General features: G+C 41.8%; 19 protein-coding genes. 6 read left to right on the top strand and 13 right to left on the bottom strand.

Features of this window, described 5'->3' with window-relative positions:
• Positions 1–21: 21 nt before the first annotated feature.
• Positions 22–774, bottom strand: coding sequence for a hypothetical protein (locus tag F0228_RS06035; RefSeq protein ID WP_171762001.1), 753 nt, complete (start codon positions 772–774; stop codon positions 22–24).
• A gap of 369 nt (positions 775–1,143) precedes the next feature.
• On the opposite strand from F0228_RS06035, the gene F0228_RS06040 reads away from it, so the two are divergent.
• Positions 1,144–1,317 (top strand): hypothetical protein, encoded by a 174-nt coding sequence (locus F0228_RS06040; protein WP_171762002.1) that lies wholly within the window; start codon positions 1,144–1,146, stop codon positions 1,315–1,317.
• 17 nt (positions 1,318–1,334) lie between these two features.
• On the top strand, positions 1,335–1,841 hold the full coding sequence (locus F0228_RS06045) for a hypothetical protein (RefSeq protein ID WP_171762003.1): 507 nt from the start codon (positions 1,335–1,337) through the stop codon (positions 1,839–1,841).
• A 132-nt stretch (positions 1,842–1,973) separates the two neighbouring features.
• On the opposite strand, the gene F0228_RS06050 is transcribed toward F0228_RS06045, so the two are convergent.
• Positions 1,974–2,339, bottom strand: coding sequence for a phage protein (locus F0228_RS06050; RefSeq protein WP_171762004.1), 366 nt, complete (start codon positions 2,337–2,339; stop codon positions 1,974–1,976).
• 859 nt (positions 2,340–3,198) lie between these two features.
• Between F0228_RS06050 and F0228_RS06055 the strand changes: the two genes are divergently transcribed.
• Positions 3,199–3,786: a porin family protein gene (locus F0228_RS06055; RefSeq protein WP_171762005.1), complete on the top strand. Its 588-nt coding sequence runs from the start codon at positions 3,199–3,201 to the stop codon at positions 3,784–3,786.
• A gap of 315 nt (positions 3,787–4,101) precedes the next feature.
• Complete coding sequence (locus F0228_RS06060) at positions 4,102–4,704, top strand: DUF2971 domain-containing protein (protein ID WP_061033436.1); 603 nt, start codon at positions 4,102–4,104, stop codon at positions 4,702–4,704.
• A 94-nt stretch (positions 4,705–4,798) separates the two neighbouring features.
• On the opposite strand, the gene F0228_RS06065 is transcribed toward F0228_RS06060, so the two are convergent.
• From F0228_RS06065 to matP, 4 genes are all read right to left on the bottom strand, one after another.
• Positions 4,799–6,019: a hypothetical protein gene (locus tag F0228_RS06065; RefSeq protein ID WP_061033437.1), complete on the bottom strand. Its 1,221-nt coding sequence runs from the start codon at positions 6,017–6,019 to the stop codon at positions 4,799–4,801.
• 143 nt (positions 6,020–6,162) lie between these two features.
• Entirely contained in the window at positions 6,163–6,474 is a 312-nt protein-coding gene (locus F0228_RS06070) for a hypothetical protein (RefSeq protein WP_171762006.1), read from the bottom strand.
• A 105-nt stretch (positions 6,475–6,579) separates the two neighbouring features.
• Positions 6,580–6,888: a DUF3634 family protein gene (locus F0228_RS06075; RefSeq protein ID WP_171731730.1), complete on the bottom strand. Its 309-nt coding sequence runs from the start codon at positions 6,886–6,888 to the stop codon at positions 6,580–6,582.
• 23 nt (positions 6,889–6,911) lie between these two features.
• A complete protein-coding gene (gene matP / locus F0228_RS06080) occupies positions 6,912–7,367 on the bottom strand; it encodes a macrodomain Ter protein MatP (RefSeq protein WP_008221970.1) in 456 nt (151 codons plus the stop codon).
• A gap of 189 nt (positions 7,368–7,556) precedes the next feature.
• Here matP and F0228_RS06085 point away from each other — a divergent pair, with 189 nt between their 5' ends.
• On the top strand, positions 7,557–9,209 hold the full coding sequence (locus F0228_RS06085) for a Lon protease family protein (RefSeq protein ID WP_171762007.1): 1,653 nt from the start codon (positions 7,557–7,559) through the stop codon (positions 9,207–9,209).
• A gap of 70 nt (positions 9,210–9,279) precedes the next feature.
• On the top strand, positions 9,280–9,795 hold the full coding sequence (gene fabA / locus F0228_RS06090; protein WP_004742305.1) for a bifunctional 3-hydroxydecanoyl-ACP dehydratase/trans-2-decenoyl-ACP isomerase: 516 nt from the start codon (positions 9,280–9,282) through the stop codon (positions 9,793–9,795).
• A gap of 251 nt (positions 9,796–10,046) precedes the next feature.
• On the opposite strand, the gene rmf is transcribed toward fabA, so the two are convergent.
• From rmf to pyrD, 7 genes are all read right to left on the bottom strand, one after another.
• Positions 10,047–10,220, bottom strand: coding sequence for a ribosome modulation factor (gene rmf / locus F0228_RS06095; protein WP_004742306.1), 174 nt, complete (start codon positions 10,218–10,220; stop codon positions 10,047–10,049).
• A gap of 162 nt (positions 10,221–10,382) precedes the next feature.
• Positions 10,383–12,089, bottom strand: coding sequence for a DUF3466 family protein (locus F0228_RS06100; RefSeq protein WP_171762008.1), 1,707 nt, complete (start codon positions 12,087–12,089; stop codon positions 10,383–10,385).
• A gap of 9 nt (positions 12,090–12,098) precedes the next feature.
• Positions 12,099–14,015, bottom strand: coding sequence for an ABC transporter ATP-binding protein (locus tag F0228_RS06105; protein WP_171762009.1), 1,917 nt, complete (start codon positions 14,013–14,015; stop codon positions 12,099–12,101).
• Positions 13,993–14,253 carry a glutaredoxin family protein gene (locus F0228_RS06110; RefSeq protein WP_081090360.1) on the bottom strand — a complete coding sequence of 87 codons (261 nt, stop codon included), beginning with the start codon at positions 14,251–14,253 and terminating at the stop codon, positions 13,993–13,995. The genes F0228_RS06105 and F0228_RS06110 overlap by 23 nt, the downstream gene beginning before the upstream one ends.
• A 21-nt stretch (positions 14,254–14,274) precedes the next feature.
• Positions 14,275–16,404, bottom strand: a complete 2,130-nt coding sequence (gene rlmKL, locus F0228_RS06115; protein WP_171762010.1) for a bifunctional 23S rRNA (guanine(2069)-N(7))-methyltransferase RlmK/23S rRNA (guanine(2445)-N(2))-methyltransferase RlmL — start codon at positions 16,402–16,404, stop codon at positions 14,275–14,277.
• A gap of 507 nt (positions 16,405–16,911) precedes the next feature.
• Positions 16,912–17,463, bottom strand: a complete 552-nt coding sequence (locus F0228_RS06120; RefSeq protein WP_008221983.1) for a cell division protein ZapC — start codon at positions 17,461–17,463, stop codon at positions 16,912–16,914.
• A 220-nt stretch (positions 17,464–17,683) separates the two neighbouring features.
• Positions 17,684–18,694 carry a quinone-dependent dihydroorotate dehydrogenase gene (gene pyrD / locus F0228_RS06125; protein ID WP_061033444.1) on the bottom strand — a complete coding sequence of 337 codons (1,011 nt, stop codon included), beginning with the start codon at positions 18,692–18,694 and terminating at the stop codon, positions 17,684–17,686.
• Positions 18,695–18,741: the final 47 nt, after the last annotated feature.

Below are 18,741 nucleotides of genomic sequence, written 5' to 3' on the forward strand. Positions count from 1 at the left end.
AAGAAAGTTGCCATTTTTTGCTTATGTCAAGCGAGCTAAATGGTCCATCACTTCAGAGCCTCTATCGATCAGTTTCGCCCATGTATCAGCAGACTTGTTTAGTTGAGCCGCCTTTTCAGTTGCCCCCTGAACCTGTCCCCACGCTTTATGAAGCAATTGTACAATTGGTTGTTCTTTGTTCTCATCGATTAAATCTGCGTTTTCAACAATCTCACCAAGACCATCCACGTAACATTTTTGTATAGCTTTCGACCCACGAATTTTAACGTCGTGCAAGCCACGTTCTAAAAGTTTAATCTGTTCAGAAACGAAATGAACAAGTTCAGCATCTACTGTTGACTCATTTAGACTTGTCTTCAATTCATCAATAAGATTTATTATTTGCTGAATACTTTGTTCATCAAAATCGACCTCGTTCTCTTCAATTATAAACTCTGAAAACTTGAGACAAAGTAACAACTCATTAGTGATTTTCTTTTTAAAGTTAGACCATGTTGCATTCATGCTCTCAATTGAAGTTGCATTGTAAGCACTGTTGAAATGAGCCACATAAATATTTTGTGGAACGCCTGCTTTTATCAGTTTTCTCTCTATATTTTTGATTTCACTTCGCAACAAATTCACCAACCGGATCACTTCAAAAGAGTCCATGGGTTCATTAGATTGAGTTAATACTGATTTCCATACAGTAACAGTGACGGAGTTTTCTTGATGAGTACGAGCCTTACTAAGCAGATTAAATGCTCTAGTGGCTGAGTTATTTTTGTGTTCCACAAACTTTCCTTTCTCTAATGGGGTAGTTGTTGGTGAGATAGAAACTCAACACGATGGACTTCATCTCCCTACCTATCAATTGATTTTTCATTGTATTGATTCACACTCTTAATGATAGTGTTTTGATCATGAAAACAGTTAGTTACTGTAATAAAGATATTAAGTACTAACACATTCCCACGAAGTACGGTTACAAAAGAACATCAAAGTTGGTGTCTGAGTAAACTTATCAACAATCGATTAGAAACACTTCTATGGCAACTCACATGTCTTGGTAAAAAATACTTACTATTTGATTAGTGCAATGACATAACGTAGTATTAGATAGAACCTGTTTCGTTTGACAGGTTAATCTAGAAGGTGCATATTATGCAAAAACAGACATCTAATGCTAAAGCCATTGTAAAACAAGAACTAAACAAACGTGCAAGCTCTAGCGAGCATATTGGTTTTTCGTTGGACAACAAAATGTCAGGCAGTCAAATTGAATCAGCTATGCTAGCGAAACTTTTTGCTGTTAGAAAGGAGCTTGGCTTAGCTTAACCGGGAAAGCCGAAAAATTGCCAGTAGATAAAATACATTTCCACAATGATTTCTTTCGAGGTCTTACAAATACAGCGTATTTTAAAGATTTTGCCACCTTTGATGTTATAAACAGTTCATCAGATCGTATGCACTTTGCACGAATCACTAAATTTGCGAAATCCGTACTAAGTGGCGAACCTCTGATTGGAAAAAATGTCGAGAACGACGGCAGTTATTCTGATTATGATACATGGCACTATCATAGTGGCCCTTGGGATAATGTTTCCAACGCCTCTAGTGCAAAAGTTGATAAAGAAAACCCTCTAGGAGCTACGTCAGGTCCTGCAATCCATTATACTTGGCAAGGGGATTTGAACGAGATTGTGATAATTGGTTACTCACCTGAAAGACATGACAAACCCTTTCCTCAATTAGATTCTCCAAACAATCCATTGACTGATCGCGTCAAAGTTGGAGATGAATATTTCACGAGTGAAGAGTTGGAAGACTTAACTCCACATTTCGCTGAAGATACTGCTTAAACCTGAAAATACAACTAATCAATTATTCTTCTTCAGATGTCAACCCAACGCTAAATTAATGCGTTGGGTATTGAGTATTATTTTAAGTACTAAAAACTAAAGTTACTAACTCCTATCAGTGATTGACCTGAGCTATTTAATTCTCGCTATCGATCGAGCAATTTTTAGTAGATATGTTGACGTCTTGATCTCTAGTTCAGATTGAATCCCTAACAGCGCAATCCCTGCTAAAATCTGTTGTGGCGTAACAACTTGCCCTGTCGGCAGTTCCATTCGGTCGTATAACATTTTGAACTGTTCCCAGTCCTCACTAATACTGAGTTCCCGACCTCTAGCCATTCTCATTAGCCTTTTACACTCGGGAGGAATTGGGTTCCCCTCATCCCATCCCGTGACAGTCCTCACACTTTTAAAACACAGTTCAGCGACCTCTTCCTTGGTCATTTGGCATTCTAATTCTCGAAAAATGTAATTCTTACTCATTTCGCGACACTTCACAGATGAAACCTCTAAATACAAGAGGTTGCACTGCATTGATAAGATATGCACTATTGAACATAAGCAGACATAATACGCACCGAAGGAGATTGAAATCTGAGGCGTTTCAGTACATTAGTCCTTGCAGATTTTACGTACAGCGCTTGATTAAGTCCTTAATGTCGTTGGTTTTATGGATTGGCTACATGTTTAATCGATATAATTCCCACCACCTTGATTGCATCAGATAAACACTCTTACAGGCTCCAATCAAAGCGTCTGTCAAAATTAACTTTTACCTCATTACATTACAGCGCCTGCTGGAAAAATTTCAGGTCGACTTCTTGCAAAAACTAACTCTATCTTGATGTTATCCACTCGCTGTTGAAAACAGTTTATCTCTGAGACCTGAACAAACTGAAAAGCCTGAATAACCTGGCCAGCTCATAGTGCTCGTGCATTCCAAGATCTCCCACACATGACTAATGTCTAATCTGAATTGCTGATTACTTAGTTGGGCTCTTTCAAGTTGAGCTCGCTTTAAGCTCTATCAATTTACATCGTTCTCATTACTCAGGCTTAATTAGCTTGTCTCTGATACTCAAAAGAGATTCTTAGAAAGCTGCATAGCATTGAAAATGTATCCGTAGTTAATCGCACTGCAGTAAATTGTGGATAAGTGACAACGCAACGTATTTACTGTTCATATTCATCACTTTGTTGGTGCTCTTCATACCTTGTCTTACATGTGAGATGTTGATACTTCTATTACCTACAAGCTTTTAAAATCAGATATTTAGACAGGTTTCGTATTAACTAATACGTCTTTTGTTTGATAGCATGTCCGGGAAATCAATAACTTACTAAATAAAGGTTTTACATGAAAAGCAGTATGGTCGCCCTATCACTATTATCTATCTTCGCAATGAGCTTCCAAGCGGTTGCTAGTGATAAAGAAGCTTCATCTAAGGAGCTTGGTCAGTTTTATGTTGGTGCTGATATCGGCTTTTACAATGAAACCGAATTTGAATTCCCTAACAACGCTATTGAAGATTCATCAGACCTTTCTGACCTCAGTTATAACCTAGTTGGAGGCTACGAATTCAATACTCATGATGTTGTTAAGTTAGGACTAGAAGCCGAATACCGAAAAATTGGTAAGGTAAGCTATAGCGATTCGATGGATATCGAAGGTCAGGCTTTCTTCGTCAACGTTAAGCCAAAATTCATTGTTAAAGGAGATGCGTTAGACTTATACGTATCACTATTAGCTGGTGTTGGCTCGATGGATATGGACGGAACCTCGGAATCTAAATCAGAAGCAGCTTACCAAGTTGGTGCAGAGCTTGGTGCGATAGTCTCAAACAATATCGACATCCACCTTGGCTACCGAAATGCACGTGTTGAAATCTACGATGTCGATGTTTCTTCACAAACCGCTTATATTGGTGCGCGATACAAGTTTTAACCCCTTCGAATAACCGTTAGTCCACTCTAGCAAAGCCTTCCTCTCTAAAGTGGGCGTTACTCGGTCCTTTATCTTGACTGAATCGGCCTATATAAGTTACGTTGTATCTTATTTTGTGTAGGTATAGGAAGTTTAAGGGACTACGTTTTGCAAAATAAACCACCTAAACAGACCACTATTTCGTGTTTAAATTTTGATCTATCAAACAGTTATAATTGAAAATAAGGTGATTAAGCAATCAAATGCTGTGCATTCGGAGTTGCATTACCAATTAAAGTGTTAACATCAGGAAATGTTGTAAACTAGGTGTTTGATATGTTGCCTAAACTTTATAAGTTCAGATCGCTCCACGATAGAAACATACAATCTATATCCGAGTGTTCGTTGTGGTTTGATTACGCTAAATCCTTTAACAACCCTTTTGATTCTAACCACATCTTCAGCCAGTGCCTTCAAAATGATTTTAAGGTGATGTGTTTCTCGCAGTCCAGCGACCACCCTATACTGTGGTCTCAGTATGGTGACAACTTCAAAGGTATGTGTATTGAGTATGACCTTAACTATTATGAGGGTGACGCGAACCTAAATTGCTTTGAGGTTCAATATGAAGACCATCCAAACAATATCTGTTTGCCTTTGTTAGAGAAGTTACCGCCATTAAACTTAGGTACCGAACTCTTTAAGGTAAAGCACTCTAATTGGCGCTATGAGCGAGAATATCGCTGGGTACTTCCTAAGGAAGAGCTCGAAGGCAATAAACTGTTTCTTAACAAGCAATGCCTTACTTCAGTCATTCTCTCAGAGCATGCTCCAGCGGATAGAAAGCTTAAACTGTTAATGACATGCCAACGCCTAGGTATTCCAGTCAAACAAGCAATGGCCAAACAGGACTCATTCACGTTTGAAGTGGTTTGCTAAACAGCCACTGTTGGTAAGTCCGGCTTTGTCAGCAACCTAAATAAAGTGACAGTGCAACTTAAAAGAAAGAGCCACACAAGTGTGGCTCTCTTCATTACATCTTATCGGTGATTTTACCTGGTACCCTATTCTGCATTTGCTCAATTGTCGTTGCTGACATTTGAACATTCGAGAACCAATAAGGTCTGTGCTTAATATTAAAGAAATCACTGTTGCTCAGTGCTTCAAAAATTGAGAACTTTCTTCCTTGAGCCAGTGCTGCTCCGTAGAGGGTTCTTTCTAACGCTGGAACATCGTTCACTTCCTCTAATAGAGCTCTCTTTATAAACTGGTTGCCAGGACTCCAATCAATGAATTCAACAAGCTTCTGAAGCAGTTTCAACTCAAGTTGCTCTACCATAGACTCAAGAAACTGAGTATTTGGAATGACTTCAGCACAAGCGTAATATTCTTCATGCCTGTCACTGGCATCTCGATAACCGAGCATAGTTTTCACCAAGGCATCTTCGAAAGTTGAAGAAAAGTGATTACAAATCAAGAATAAAGGTAACACTCTCAAAACGCCAAGAAGGATGCCAACGTTCGGATCTGTAACGGACGTTTCTTGTAGTCTTATACGCGTAGCATTTGAAGTCACCACCAAGTGTTGCCAAACCTTTGGCACAATATGCTTGATATTGCCGTCGTTCCACTTGATCAACTGTTGGCTCATCAATAATGGAAACAACAACCGACAGTTTTCTATACCAATTTGCCTTGCTGCAACTTTAGGGTCGAGTATGATTTTCGATTTCTTGCCGTATTTCTCTGTAAACTCACGATTGGAAACAAACTCAACAAGACTAGAGCTAAGTCCCCGGCTCTCGGATGAAATTTTGTGTAACTTGGAAAAGTTTAAAGATGGAGAATACGCCACACTCGCAAACTGATTGTAATCTGGCAGCTGTGTGAACAGAGAGCTTATCAGTGTACCTTGAAGCTTCTCTAACATGAGCACTGAAGCCGCGTCACTCACATCGTCAATAACGTAACGCAGTGTTTGTTGTTTGGCCGCTACCTTCTCACGTTTGGCATTAACTCTATCTTGTTCACAACGCAAAAGAATACGTTGGTTATGTGAGATTCGGTCTGCCTCATTAAAGATGACGCTCTCGCAGTATCTATTTTCTAAGCTAAGTAGCGTATCGACCGTGGATTGGTCAAGTTTATACTTTTCAGATATCAACCACTTAGTAAAACGAGCCTCAACGTTAATTGAAACTTTTCTAGAGATCTCTATGACTTCTGGGGTGTAATTTTTATTTGCTAGCAACAACCGAGACTTTCCTTTGCCCTAATCTTCTTTTGGCAGCATATGCTGACTTTATAAGTGAGCTAAATATTAATAGAAATTAGAGATTGGTTCACGAAATTGTTTCATTAAAATTATAGATATTTAGTTATAGTGCATTAGAGCGATTATTCTGATATGTGAAGACGAATGTATTTCTCAGGAAAGCTGTACTTGAACTTTTTACGCTTAGGCAGATGCTTTTTAGCTTCTTTACAGATTTTGCTATCCCCAGAGGTTCTGACCTTTTTGATTCTTGCATAACCTTTGGCGTGCTTCATCTCAATCATAAGATCACAATATCCTTCTACCTCAACATGACTCTTACTGAGCCCTTTAAGGACAGAGGTCTTAATCTTCTTTGCTACTGGGTTAATCAAGGCATCGTCGGAAAGTGTTAGTGGTGACAAAAAGCACAATAAAATTACAAGATATCTCATACTGTTCTCTTTTAGTTAAGATTGAAAACAGTATGCAGATAATGGAGAGATGTTTAGGATTAACTTAGTATGATGTTGTATTGGATAACACGTAATTATCGAAAATTAAGCTTTCTTTGAGCCTTTAGACTTGAATCCGTTATGCGGGAACACATTGCGAATGCGTTGCTGTACGCTTTTAGGTACGTCCTTAGTGAACTTCAAGTTATAGCCAGAACGTTTCGCATACACTTTTAATTCGCCCTTAAACGCATTGTTGTGGCCGATCTCTTGAAGGTTGTGCTTAAAACTCGGCGGAAGATGACCTTTAACCTGCTCAATAGCGCCATCATTGAATTTGATTTTCAGGACGGGTCTATCTACAGCGACCAACCAAAATACCAACACTGCACCGATTAAGATTACATACATCATAACGTCACCACTAATATTGATGGTTACTTATCGTCAGAAAGAAGCTTGCTTAAATCTTCTTTAAGGCTCGTTACCGTTTTACTCGCCTGTTCGCTGCGTGATGCTTCACTCACCAAATATTCGATGGCGTCAGACAAGGTACAACCTAGCTCATTCGCTCTTTGAGATAGCTTTTCCCAGACGCGATAATCGAGGTCGATTGATTTCTTTTTGGTATGAACTTGTTCAGCGTTAAAGTGGCGTTTGCGCTTCGCCCTAATCGCTTGTTTGAGCTTATTGTCGAGCTCTGGAGACATGTTGTCTGATATCCACTCAAGCACACCTGTAGGTTGGTGTTCGAGCTTTAATAACGCCTGAATAGCGACGTCAGCTTCACTTGAATCAATGTGGCAGGTGATCGATTCGCCTTCTTTCCATTTTTTGACCAGATAGTTCCATTTCCAACCACATTCTAAGTTTTCAAGTTGCTGATATTTCATGTCTAATCTCGAGTGTTAATCCTAGTGACAGCGTAACCCAAAATGGGCGATTTAACAATTATTGTCTTGAAAGAATAGACCAAGATCATACTTATATTAGTCCAGTGATCGGTAACGTCCATATAGAGCTACAAGCGAGATCGGTTTTTCTATATACTCCCTACCTCATTATCATAATCAGAAACTTAAATGACTCAAGTAGATTGGCGACATGTTACGCCTCAGTACGACGAATATAGCGCTCAATTAGAGCAATTCCATGACATCTCGCCTCTCCCATTTTCAGATATTCAACACAGATTCAGAGACGCGTTGACTCGCTTTGTCCGCTTATCAAACCTTTCACGTGTTTTGTTGGTCAACTCTCCGGACAACTCAATCTATCGCCAAATGATCGTTGAATCTTTAGTCGCTGAACTGAATGACGATACACAGCCCGTTATCAAAACCGAATCGCTGAATGCAATTTCTCTGTTTGACCAAGTTCAGTCTAGAGATGGAAAAATAATCGCGACGAAACCTGGTCTACTCACCAGAGCAAACAACGGCTACTTGATCGTATCTGCAAATTTGATTCTTGCTAATCCGGGTAGCTGGTTATTATTAAAATCTGCGCTTCTTGGCGAAGCTGTGGAGCCAATCAGCAGTAACCCTGAGCACTTGAATCAATCACCAACGCTTCCTCTTACATACAACATCAAATTGATTGTCGTTGGAGACAGAGCGCAACTCGGTGACCTTGATTACTTGGATAGCGATATTCAAACCGGTTTTTGTCTTTTTAGTGAAATTGAACAAGACATTAAACTGTCTGAAGAGACTTTGACTCAATATCTAGGCTATCTGAAGTGGCTTCAGCAGCGTTACGAACTGCCCAATATTACTCAACAAGCGTTGACGGCGATTTTGACCGCAGGCGCCCGAGAAACAGAAGATCAAAGTTACATTCCATTGTGTCCGATTTGGCACAACGCGCTACTGAATGAAGCGCTGATTGAAGCCAATAACGGCAAGATTGATATTCAGCATATCCAACAAGCTCAACAGCATAAATACAATCGAGAATCATACCTACCAGAGCGCGCACTTGATGATATTCGAGATGGCCAAGTCATCATCGAAACTGAAGGTGAACAAGTGGGCCAAGTGAACGGCCTAACCGTTATCGATGTTCCAGGTCACCCAATCTCTTATGGTGAGCCTGCACGTATTTCGTGTGTGATTCACTTTGGCGATGGTGATATTGCCGATGTTGAACGTAAAGCTGAGCTTGGTGGCAACCTGCATGCGAAAGGCATGATGATCATGCAAGCGTTCGTTAGCAGTGCGCTAAACCTGGAAGATCCATTGCCATACGCTGCGTCTGTCGTGTTTGAACAATCGTATTGCGAAGTTGATGGCGACAGTGCTTCACTTGCTGAGCTGTGTTCTCTAGTGAGCGCACTATCTGAATACCCTATCGACCAACAAATCGCTGTAACAGGCGCAGTCGACCAATTTGGTCGTGTGCAAGCGGTCGGTGGCCTCAATGAGAAGATCGAAGGTTTCTACCATGTTTGTAAGCATCAAGGCCTAACAGGCAAACAAGGCGTGATACTTCCAAGGTCTAATCTGAGACATCTTGCACTGAAACCAGACCTTATCGAAAGCATCAAAAACGAAGAATTTCACATCTGGTCTGTGTCAAATGTAGACGAAGCTATTCCTCTCATTATGAACAAACCATTTAGAGACGATGAAGAAGAAAGCGTTCTTAGTAAAATCGCGGAACGTATTGAAAACTTTGAAAGACATGAGCACCCAATTGGAATTGTTGGACGCATGAAAAACTGGTTTGTCTAGTACTGATCGGACTTGTTTAGCGTACACCTGTTCACTAATATGCACCTATCAAAAATCGGAGTAATTGATAATGCAAAACAAACGTGATTCTTACACTCGCGAAGAGCTTCTAGCTTCAAGCCAAGGCGAACTATGGCCACAAGGTCCTCAACTACCAGCACCAAACATGTTGATGATGGACCGCATCACTAAAATGTCTGAGACTGAAGGTGATTTCGGTAAAGGTTTGGTTCTTGCTGAGCTCGATATTACTCCTGACCTATGGTTCTTTGATTGTCACTTCCCTGGTGACCCAGTAATGCCTGGTTGTCTAGGTCTAGACGCTATGTGGCAACTGGTTGGTTTTTACCTTGGTTGGGTTGGCGGCGAAGGTAAAGGCCGAGCTCTAGGTGTTGGTGAAGTTAAATTCACAGGTCAAATCCTGCCTACAGCGAAAAAAGTAACATACGAGATCCACATGAAGCGTGTTGTTAACCGTCGCCTAGTTATGGGCCTTGCTGATGGTCGCGTACTTGTTGATGGCAAAGAGATCTATGTTGCTAAAGATTTGAAAGTTGGCCTTTTCCAAGACACGTCAGCATTCTAATTAGATAGTTAAATTTAAATAAAGCAGCCAATGGCTGCTTTATTTTTATCTGCAATATATTTAGTTATAGTGCATTAAGGTTCGAATTAATTGAGATATCACGTCCACCAGCTATGAATGAAACATGAATATCATAGAAACATTGCTCTTGGCCGTTTCGCCGTTTGCAAACTTTATCTCCCCCTTTAACTAACAAGGCTCCATTGTATTTGAAACAATGGAGCCCTGACCTTGAATTCGTTGCGCTCTATCTACTTGTAGAGACCTGCTTGTTTATCATCTCTGGCATCTCGCCAACCACCTAACCAATAAGACCGAGAATCCATTTGGCTATATGGGCAAGCTTCTTGTGACCTACCGTTTAAACCAGCTTTATAGCCTTGAGATTGTGCTCGTTCTAGTCGATCACGTTTTTGTCTCTTCATAGTGCAGTCCTCATACGGGTATTTCGATTTACTAACATACAATGATTACAACTTTGCGGAGTTTTTGTGACTCCAAGTTTAAGAATCGACCAATTTTTCGATTTTCTCAAGGCGAAAAAAAGCCCGAGTTCAGAATTGTGAACTCGGGCTCAAGAGAAGATATTATTTAAATTTCCTACGGAACCCTAACAGACCAAGCACAGTCAAAGTTAACCAACCAAGGCTACCACCTTGACGATCGACTTTCTCTGAGTCGGCACTACGAGCTTGAATATCAGCTTGAGTTTTACCAGCAATAGGAACAAGTTTAACCGCTACAACCTCTTCTACCGCATTAGATGATGCGCCACCACAGTATGAGTTGTGAGACGTTGTATCATACGGCTGAGCTGTTCCACCAACAGTACACTTAATCGCAGTCGCCGAGATTACACCAGCGTCGTTGATGTCAGTTGCGTCGATGATTCTAAACTTGTTGTTTTCACCAGAAGCATCACCATCATTGGTTAGATCGTCTAGCCACCAAGCTTTGCTCTGAAACAGCGCAATTCTTGATGAGTCAGTGCCATTTGCTTGATACGGGTAAATAAAGCCACGATGTCTACGTTCACTACCGTCAACTTCACGAGTCGTTTCCGCATCAATCTGGCCTACAAATTCATTGTAGTTATTTACCGCTTTAGCTTCGCCACTTGAGCCGCTAAAGAAAATGCCATCCGACAAGAATGTTGCAGTTGGTTTTTTCGCATCGGTAACAACGAAAATCTTATTCCCTGCGCTGCCGTTTTCTGGCACATAGCCATTACGTTTAGCATAACCAACAGCGAACAAGTTATCGTTAATATCAGTCGCGACAGAGTTACTGTATCTCGCATCGTCGTTAGACGAGCCAGACTTAACCTCTGCGCCGCTAATCTGTGTAGTTGTCCATGTCGCACTCGTTAGATCTAACGAATTGCTCACAAAGACACTGGCATTCATGTCTTGTAGGTCGCCGTTACCATTTTCGGTATTATAGCCAACACCATAGAAAACAGAGTTTGATTCAACGATTGAGCGCATGCTGCCTTGAGCAAAATAATCACCTTCTTGAGCATTACCGCTGCGAATCCAATCAATTTCTTTGGTCGTAGTGTCATCCCAGATTGCCGCTTTAGAAGCAAAAGCTTTGTCTGGCTCAGATGTATCTGTAGGTGCAAACTCCTCAGACACACTACCTACATTGTAAACAGTGCCGTTACTTGCTGTGATAGCTTTCCAAGCACGTGTTTCAGAAGTACCAGTAGGTCCATTTGTCGTCGTAAATAGTGCGTTGTTGCGGATACCACCTTCAGATTTAACACCTAATGGTTGAGCTGTATCATCTAGAGAGTTAATCACCGTATTACGGCTCTCATATGTGGCACCACCTTCGACAAAGGCTTTAGCGTTTACATGAGTGAGATCATTTCTTTCCTTGCTCCAAGTATCGTTCCAACGATTTTGAGCCCAGCTCTCACATGTAGAATATCTCAGTTCTCGATAGCAATAGTTTTCGAAATCATCAAACTCTTGGATGTACTGGAATGGAGCATCCATAGCGAAAGGCACTTCTTCGCGATAACTTACCGCTTCAACCGTATTGCGAGTTTCGCCAGCAAGTTTGAATGTAGTGTCAGCACAGTTTGTTGCCGCTGAGTCAAAACATCCTAGTGCAAGGTCATTCGTTCCGTCGGTAGCACTACCAGGCTGGATCGCTACACCAAAAATTTCAGATGCACCGGTAATCGAAGGCGTTACTTCAACGACCTTATACAGCGCAGCGTTGGCATTAGTTGCAGCCAAAACTAGAGCTGCAACTGTTGTTAATTTAAATTTAGTACAAGTCATTATTACTTCTTAACTTTCCTGTTGTAGTGCCTCGAGCTCTTCCCAGCGCTCAAATGCAACTTCAAGCTCCTGCTCTGTCGCAGTTAGCTTATCTAAAACTGGCTGTGTCTGCTCTACAGATTTCGAAAAGAAGCTTGGATCATTAACTTCTTCCTGAAGAGCTTCAATTTGTGTTTCCAATTCTTCTAAACGTTGTGGTAACGCTTCTAGCTCTCGCTGTAGCTTATACGATAACTTCTTAGGTTTAGCTTTAACTGGTGCAGTTTTGGGAGTTTCCTCAACTACTTTCGCTGGCTTTGATGGCTTTTCAACCTGTCGGTATTCAAGTGCCTGCTTTCTTTGCTGTTGCGCATCGTGATAGCCACCAACAAATTCTTCAATCACGCCGTTACCTTCGAAGATCCAACTTGTCATCACTGTATTATCTACAAACTGACGATCGTGGCTTACTAAAAGAAGCGTACCCTGATAGTTGGCAAGCAAATCTTCTAAAAGTTCCAAAGTTTCGATATCTAGATCGTTGGTTGGCTCATCGAGAATAAGTAAGTTGTTTGATTTAAGGAAAATACGAGCTAATAGAAGACGGTTTTTCTCACCACCAGACAGCGCTTTAACAGGAGTACGAGCACGTTTAGGCGAGAATAAGAAATCTTGTAAGTAGCTAAGCGCATGACGCTCACGACCGCCTACAGTTACTTCTTGCTTACCATCCGCTAGGTTATCGATAACCGACTTCTCTGGGTCAAGGATCTCGCGGTATTGGTCAAAGTACGCCACTTCAAGTTTCGTACCGCAATGCAGACGACCTGAATCAGGTTTTAACTGGTCAAGTAGCAACTTCAGAACGGTACTCTTACCACAACCATTCGGACCGATAAGAGCGATACGATCACCACGCATGATATTGAAGCTGAAGTCTTTAACAATCTCTTTGCCTTCGAAACCAAAGTTAATATTCTCAGCTTCAAATACAATCTTACCTGAACGCTGAGCATCATCGATTTGGATAACCGCTTTGCCCTGCACTTCACGACGATTCAAACGCTCTTCACGTAGCTTTTTAAGCGCACGTACACGACCTTCGTTACGAGTACGACGAGCTTTGATGCCCTGACGAATCCAAACTTCTTCCTGAGCAAGCTTTTTATCAAATTCAGCGTTCTGCATTTCTTCCACGCGAAGCGCTTCTTCTTTCTCAACTAGATAATTCTCGTAGTCACCAGGGAAAGAACTCAGCTTACCGCGATCAAGGTCTACGATACGTGTTGCCATCGATTTAATGAATGCACGGTCGTGCGAAATAAAGATGATTGAGCCGCGGAAGTCTTTCAGGAAGCCTTCTAACCATTCAATAGTAGCAACATCCAAGTGGTTAGTCGGTTCGTCGAGTAAAAGCACGTCAGGGTCACACACAAGCGCACGAGCGAGAGCTGCTTTACGTTGCCAACCACCAGACAGGTCTGTCAGTTTAGTTTCGGCAGTCAGCTTTAGAGCGCCCAGAACATTCGTTACACGATCTTCAAAACGCCATGCATTAGCGTGATCCAATTGTTCTTGTACACGAGTAAGACGGTTTAGGTTCTTTTCACTTGGGTCGGTCGCGATTAGATCTAGAAGATCATGATAGATCTTTAGCTGCTCGCCGATTTCAGCAAGACCACCAGCTACATAATCATAAACTGTGCCTTCTTCGTTACGCGGCGGATCTTGTTCTAAGCGAGACACTACCACATCTTGTGTAATTTGCATCTTGCCGTCATCCATGATGATGTTGCCAGAGAGGACTTTCATCAACGTAGACTTACCTGCACCGTTGCGCCCTACTAAACAAACACGCTCGTTTTCTTGCAGCGCGAAGTCTGCACGGTCTAATAGTGGGTGGTCGCCAAATGCTAACTGCCCATTATGAATTGTAAGTAATGCCATTCTTCTTTAACCAATCATTAAGTTCTAACAAGCCAAATGGCCAGTTAAGCTCTGAGTGTTGAGAACCGTCAGAGCTTTCAAATTTGAGCACCGGAATAGTGACCCCGTAACGGGAAAAGAGCTCATCATCGAATGCGATGTCGACAACATTGATATGATGGCTAATGTTTAACTGTTCCGTGAGTTGGAATGCCATCTCACATAGATGGCACCCTTCTGTACTGTAGAGAGTCAGCACTATATATCCTTATACAATCTCTTAACTACTTATGAGATGAGTAATCAACCAGCAGTTATGAATATGCTTATTGCGAGAGAAATCTAGTGGAAGTGTCTTCGCTGAGATGTTCTGAGCCTTAAGACCTAATTCGTCTAGAGCTTCCAAGTCCATTTTGAAGTGACGCTTGTTGTTAGAGAACACAATCGTACCTTCCTCACGAAGCAGGCGTTTTAGGTTCTCCATCAATTGGATATGATCACGTTGAACATCGAAAGATTGATCCATACGCTTCGAGTTAGAGAACGTTGGTGGATCAATAAAGATCAGATCATAAGAACCCTGCTCTTTAGCCAGCCATTGTAGACAGTCAGCTTGAACAAATTGATGTTGACGACCGACACGTCCGTTAAGCTCCATGTTCTCTTTCGCCCACTCTAGGTAGGTATTCGACATGTCAACGGTGGTTGTAGAGCGTGCGCCGCCCACAGCAGCGTGTACAGATGCACTACCTGTATAAGCAAACAGGTTTAGGAAATCTTTGCCTGCTGCCATTTCACCGATACGACGACGAGTAATCTTATGATCAAGGAATAAACCGGTATCTAGGTAGTCGTGAAGGTTAACAATCAGCTTAACGCCGTATTCATTTACTTCTAGGTTCGATGAATCTTGAGAAAGCTTCTGGTATTGAGAACGCCCTTTTTGCTTCTGACGAACTTTCAGCACAACGTTATTGGCTTCAACGCCGGTCACTTGAATAGAAGCACGGATAATATCGGTTAGACGACGTTTTGCTTTCTCTTCCGGTACATCTTTAGGTGCAGCGTATTCTTGAATCACAAGGTGACCTGGGTATACATCAATCGCTACATTGAACTCTGGTAAATCTGCATCATAGATACGGTAACAATCTAGTTGCTCTTTCTTGGCCCACTTGCCAATTTTGCCGATGTTCTTCTTGAGACGGTTCGCGAAATCAGGCGCAATCTGCTGTTCTTGTTGCTCTGCAGGACGCTCTGACATCGGACGATCTGAAATTGAGTAGTTCTTTTGGTGACACGGTAACGCACCATTATTCAGTTTGAACTGTTTATCAGCACGCATACGTAAGCAGCTTAGTAGCTCGTCTGAGCTAGAGAAGATAGATGCGTGACAACCACCAAACTCAGCTTTAAGCTGTGCGCCAAATGCCGTGTATAGTGCAATCAAGCCAGGCTCTGTGCCTAAACGCTCACCATAAGGTGGGTTTGATACAACCACGCCGTTATCGAAATCAGCAGGACGCTTAACTAGCGCAGCATCACCTACTTCAAATTGAATTAAGTCTTCAACACCGGCACGACGCGCATTGTCACGTGCAGTCTTGATCATTCGCTCATCGTTATCGTAACCGTAGAACTTACACTCGACTTTCTTAACACCACGGCGACCTTGAACATTCGCTTCTGATTTAACTTCAGCCCATAGCTCTGGTTCAAAATCTTCTAAAGCTTCGAAACACCATTTCTGACGCTTAACACCCGGAGCCATGTTCGCAGCCATCATTGCCGCTTCAATAACAAGCGTACCTGAACCACACATAGGATCTAAGAAAGGTTTTGTTGCATCCCAACCACTACGAAGAAGAATCGCTGCAGCCAATGTTTCACGTAATGGTGCACGACCTGATTCAGGACGGTAGCCGCGTTGGTGAAGGCCGCTGCCGACCATATCCAAACCAAGAATCGCTTTGTCACGGTGTAGACGAACGTGAATACGAACATCTGGGTTTTCTTTACTAATAGAAGGACGAGGCAATGACTTCTTCTCGAAGCAATCAACGATAGCGTCTTTCACTTTCATCGCGCCGTATTGGCTGTTGCGGATTTCACGGTTAGTACCGTTGAAGTCAACCACAAAACGCTTAGAGCTATGGAATTGATTCACCCAGTTAACCGCAGTAGTCGATAGGTACAAATCCATGTCGTCCTGACAAGTGAATTCAGAAAGGACACGTACAAATCGAGAAGCCAAACGACTCCACAAACAACAACGATAAATTTGCTCATTGGTCGCTTTGAATTTAACACCTGCTTGAACAGGTTTTGCGTTTGTAATCCCTAGTTGGGTTAGTTCTTCAACTAATAAATTCTCAAGGCCGTTTGAGGTAACCGCTAGATATTGATTCATAGTGTTCTTTTATTGATAAAAATGAGCTCGATTATACCTGATTTTGTTACCAGAGCATCACTCTAAACTCGTCTTTTCATTGAATCTTTCGACTAACTGGCTAGCAAACACACAGTACTGAAGCGATCGCTTACCCAGTCCCCCTTACAGCATAAGACCTAACAAACCCAATTTTTTTACATCCAATTCTCGACCGAATCAACATTGTGAATTAATATTCACCTTAAAATTGGTATATACCAACAGGAAATAATGGGTGAAATTTAGCTACAAAAGAGCGAAAACAGGGAATAAAGAAGACTAAATTACACTTTTGAGGAATTAAATGAGGTGAAATTAACGTAAAAAAAATTGTCTTAACTTCACTATTTTGATGGTTAGCGAGTGATGCATTTATCAGGATGAGGTTTTTTAGGCACAAAAAAATCGGCTATTAAGCCGATTATTTGGAAGGTTTAGTGAGGTTGTTCTGTGCGACGTATGGCGAAATGATGTATTAAACTTGGGTTAGCCTACCATCGCAATATGATGAGATTGATGCAGAATTGCGTTAGCATCAAGCATTCTATCGTGCATCACCTTGATTGAGTCGCCAAAGCGCAATCCTTTTGAAGGAGTCAGTAGGAACTCTTCTAGGTCTACAAACGCGCACAAGCTCGCACACTCGCCCACTTCTAATACAATGAAGTAACCAAGGCTATGCTCGTTATTCATTTGTACAATATCCCCTTCCTGAGGATACTCATGGCCTGCACCTTGAGGTGCAAAGAACCAACTCTTTGGTTGTACAGGCTTGTGGAAACGCTTCGCAGCCACGCAGTAAAGCGCTAGTTCTGCTTGGCGAGGCTCAGATAGCTCTAAGCCAGAAATTTGTTCTTTGAAGGTTTGGTATGAGGATGCGTCATCAACGGTGAATTCATTATCTCGAAACGCGCAGTCCACCAGCTTATTGCGGACCAGATTCGTTTTGAAAATCATATCCTCTCCGAGGTTTAGCATTAATGAACATTGCTGCTCATCGTAATACCAACTCCATGTATCGCTAGGTTTAAGCATCATTTCGTCTCACACTGTTGAACCATTCCATTAGGTAAAACGCAAAATTACCTTCAATTGCAGTAATTTTACTGAGCAATAGGCAAAAAAAAAGAGGAAATGAATTCCTCTTTCTTATCGCTTTTCTCTACAACTCAGGGAGTTACAGTGTCTCTTTTAGTAAGACGATGTCAGTTTATAGGTACTTCTGATATTGATGTTCTATAACGACCTAGTTTACAAACTACAGGTTTTTGACAATGTCAGCTACAAGGCGTGGACCTTTGTAGATAAAGCCAGAGTAAACCTGAACAAGCTTAGCGCCTGCCATCATTTTCTCTTTTGCAGCAACATAAGAGTCAACGCCACCTACCCCGATGATCGGCAGTTGGTCACCTAGCTCTTGGTGAAGTTTACGAACTACTTCAGTACTACGAGACTGAACTGGACGTCCACTTAGGCCACCGGCTTCGTCACAGTGTTTCATGCCTTCGACAATTGAACGATCCAATGTCGTGTTTGTTGCGATCACACCATCGATCTTATTTTTGATCAATGATTCGCAAATTTGGCTGATTTCGTCGTCACTTAGATCCGGCGCAATCTTAAGAGCTAGAGGAACATACTTACCATGCTTCTCTTCTAGTTCAGCTTGTTTTGCTTTCAGCTCAGACAGCAAATCATCAAGTGCTTCGCCGTATTGTAGAGAACGTAGCCCTGGTGTGTTTGGTGAAGATATATTTACCGCAATGTAACCCGCGTATTGGTATACCTTCTCCATACAGATCAAGTAATCTTCTGCGCCCTTTTCAATTGGCGTGTCTTTATTTTTACCAATGTTGATGCCCAAGATGCCGTCGTAGTTTGACTTCTTAACATTCTCAACCAGGTTATCTACGCCTAGGTTGTTGAAACCCATGCGGTTGATGATACCTTCAGCTTCAACAAGACGGAATAAACGAGGTTTATCGTTACCCGCTTGTGGACGTGGAGTCACAGTCCCTACTTCTACAAAGCCAAAACCCATCGCGCCAAATGCATCAATACACTCGCCGTTTTTATCTAGGCCAGCCGCAAGGCCAACTGGGTTTTTAAAAGTAAGACCCATGCATTCTACAGGTCGATGAGGTAATTGTTGGCGATACAAAAGATCAATGGGAGTGCCGGTAAAGCGTTTGAAATTTTGAATTGCAAGATCATGTGCCTTTTCGGCATCAAGTTGGAAAAAGCCAGTTCTGGCTAGACGGTAAAGCATTGTGCCTCCGATAGAAAAAAGCCCCGTGTAAACGGGGCGATATTATT

The sequence above is a fragment of the Vibrio sp. 99K-1 genome (assembly GCF_013114585.1).
Classification (GTDB): Bacteria; Pseudomonadota; Gammaproteobacteria; order Enterobacterales; family Vibrionaceae; genus Vibrio; species Vibrio chagasii_B.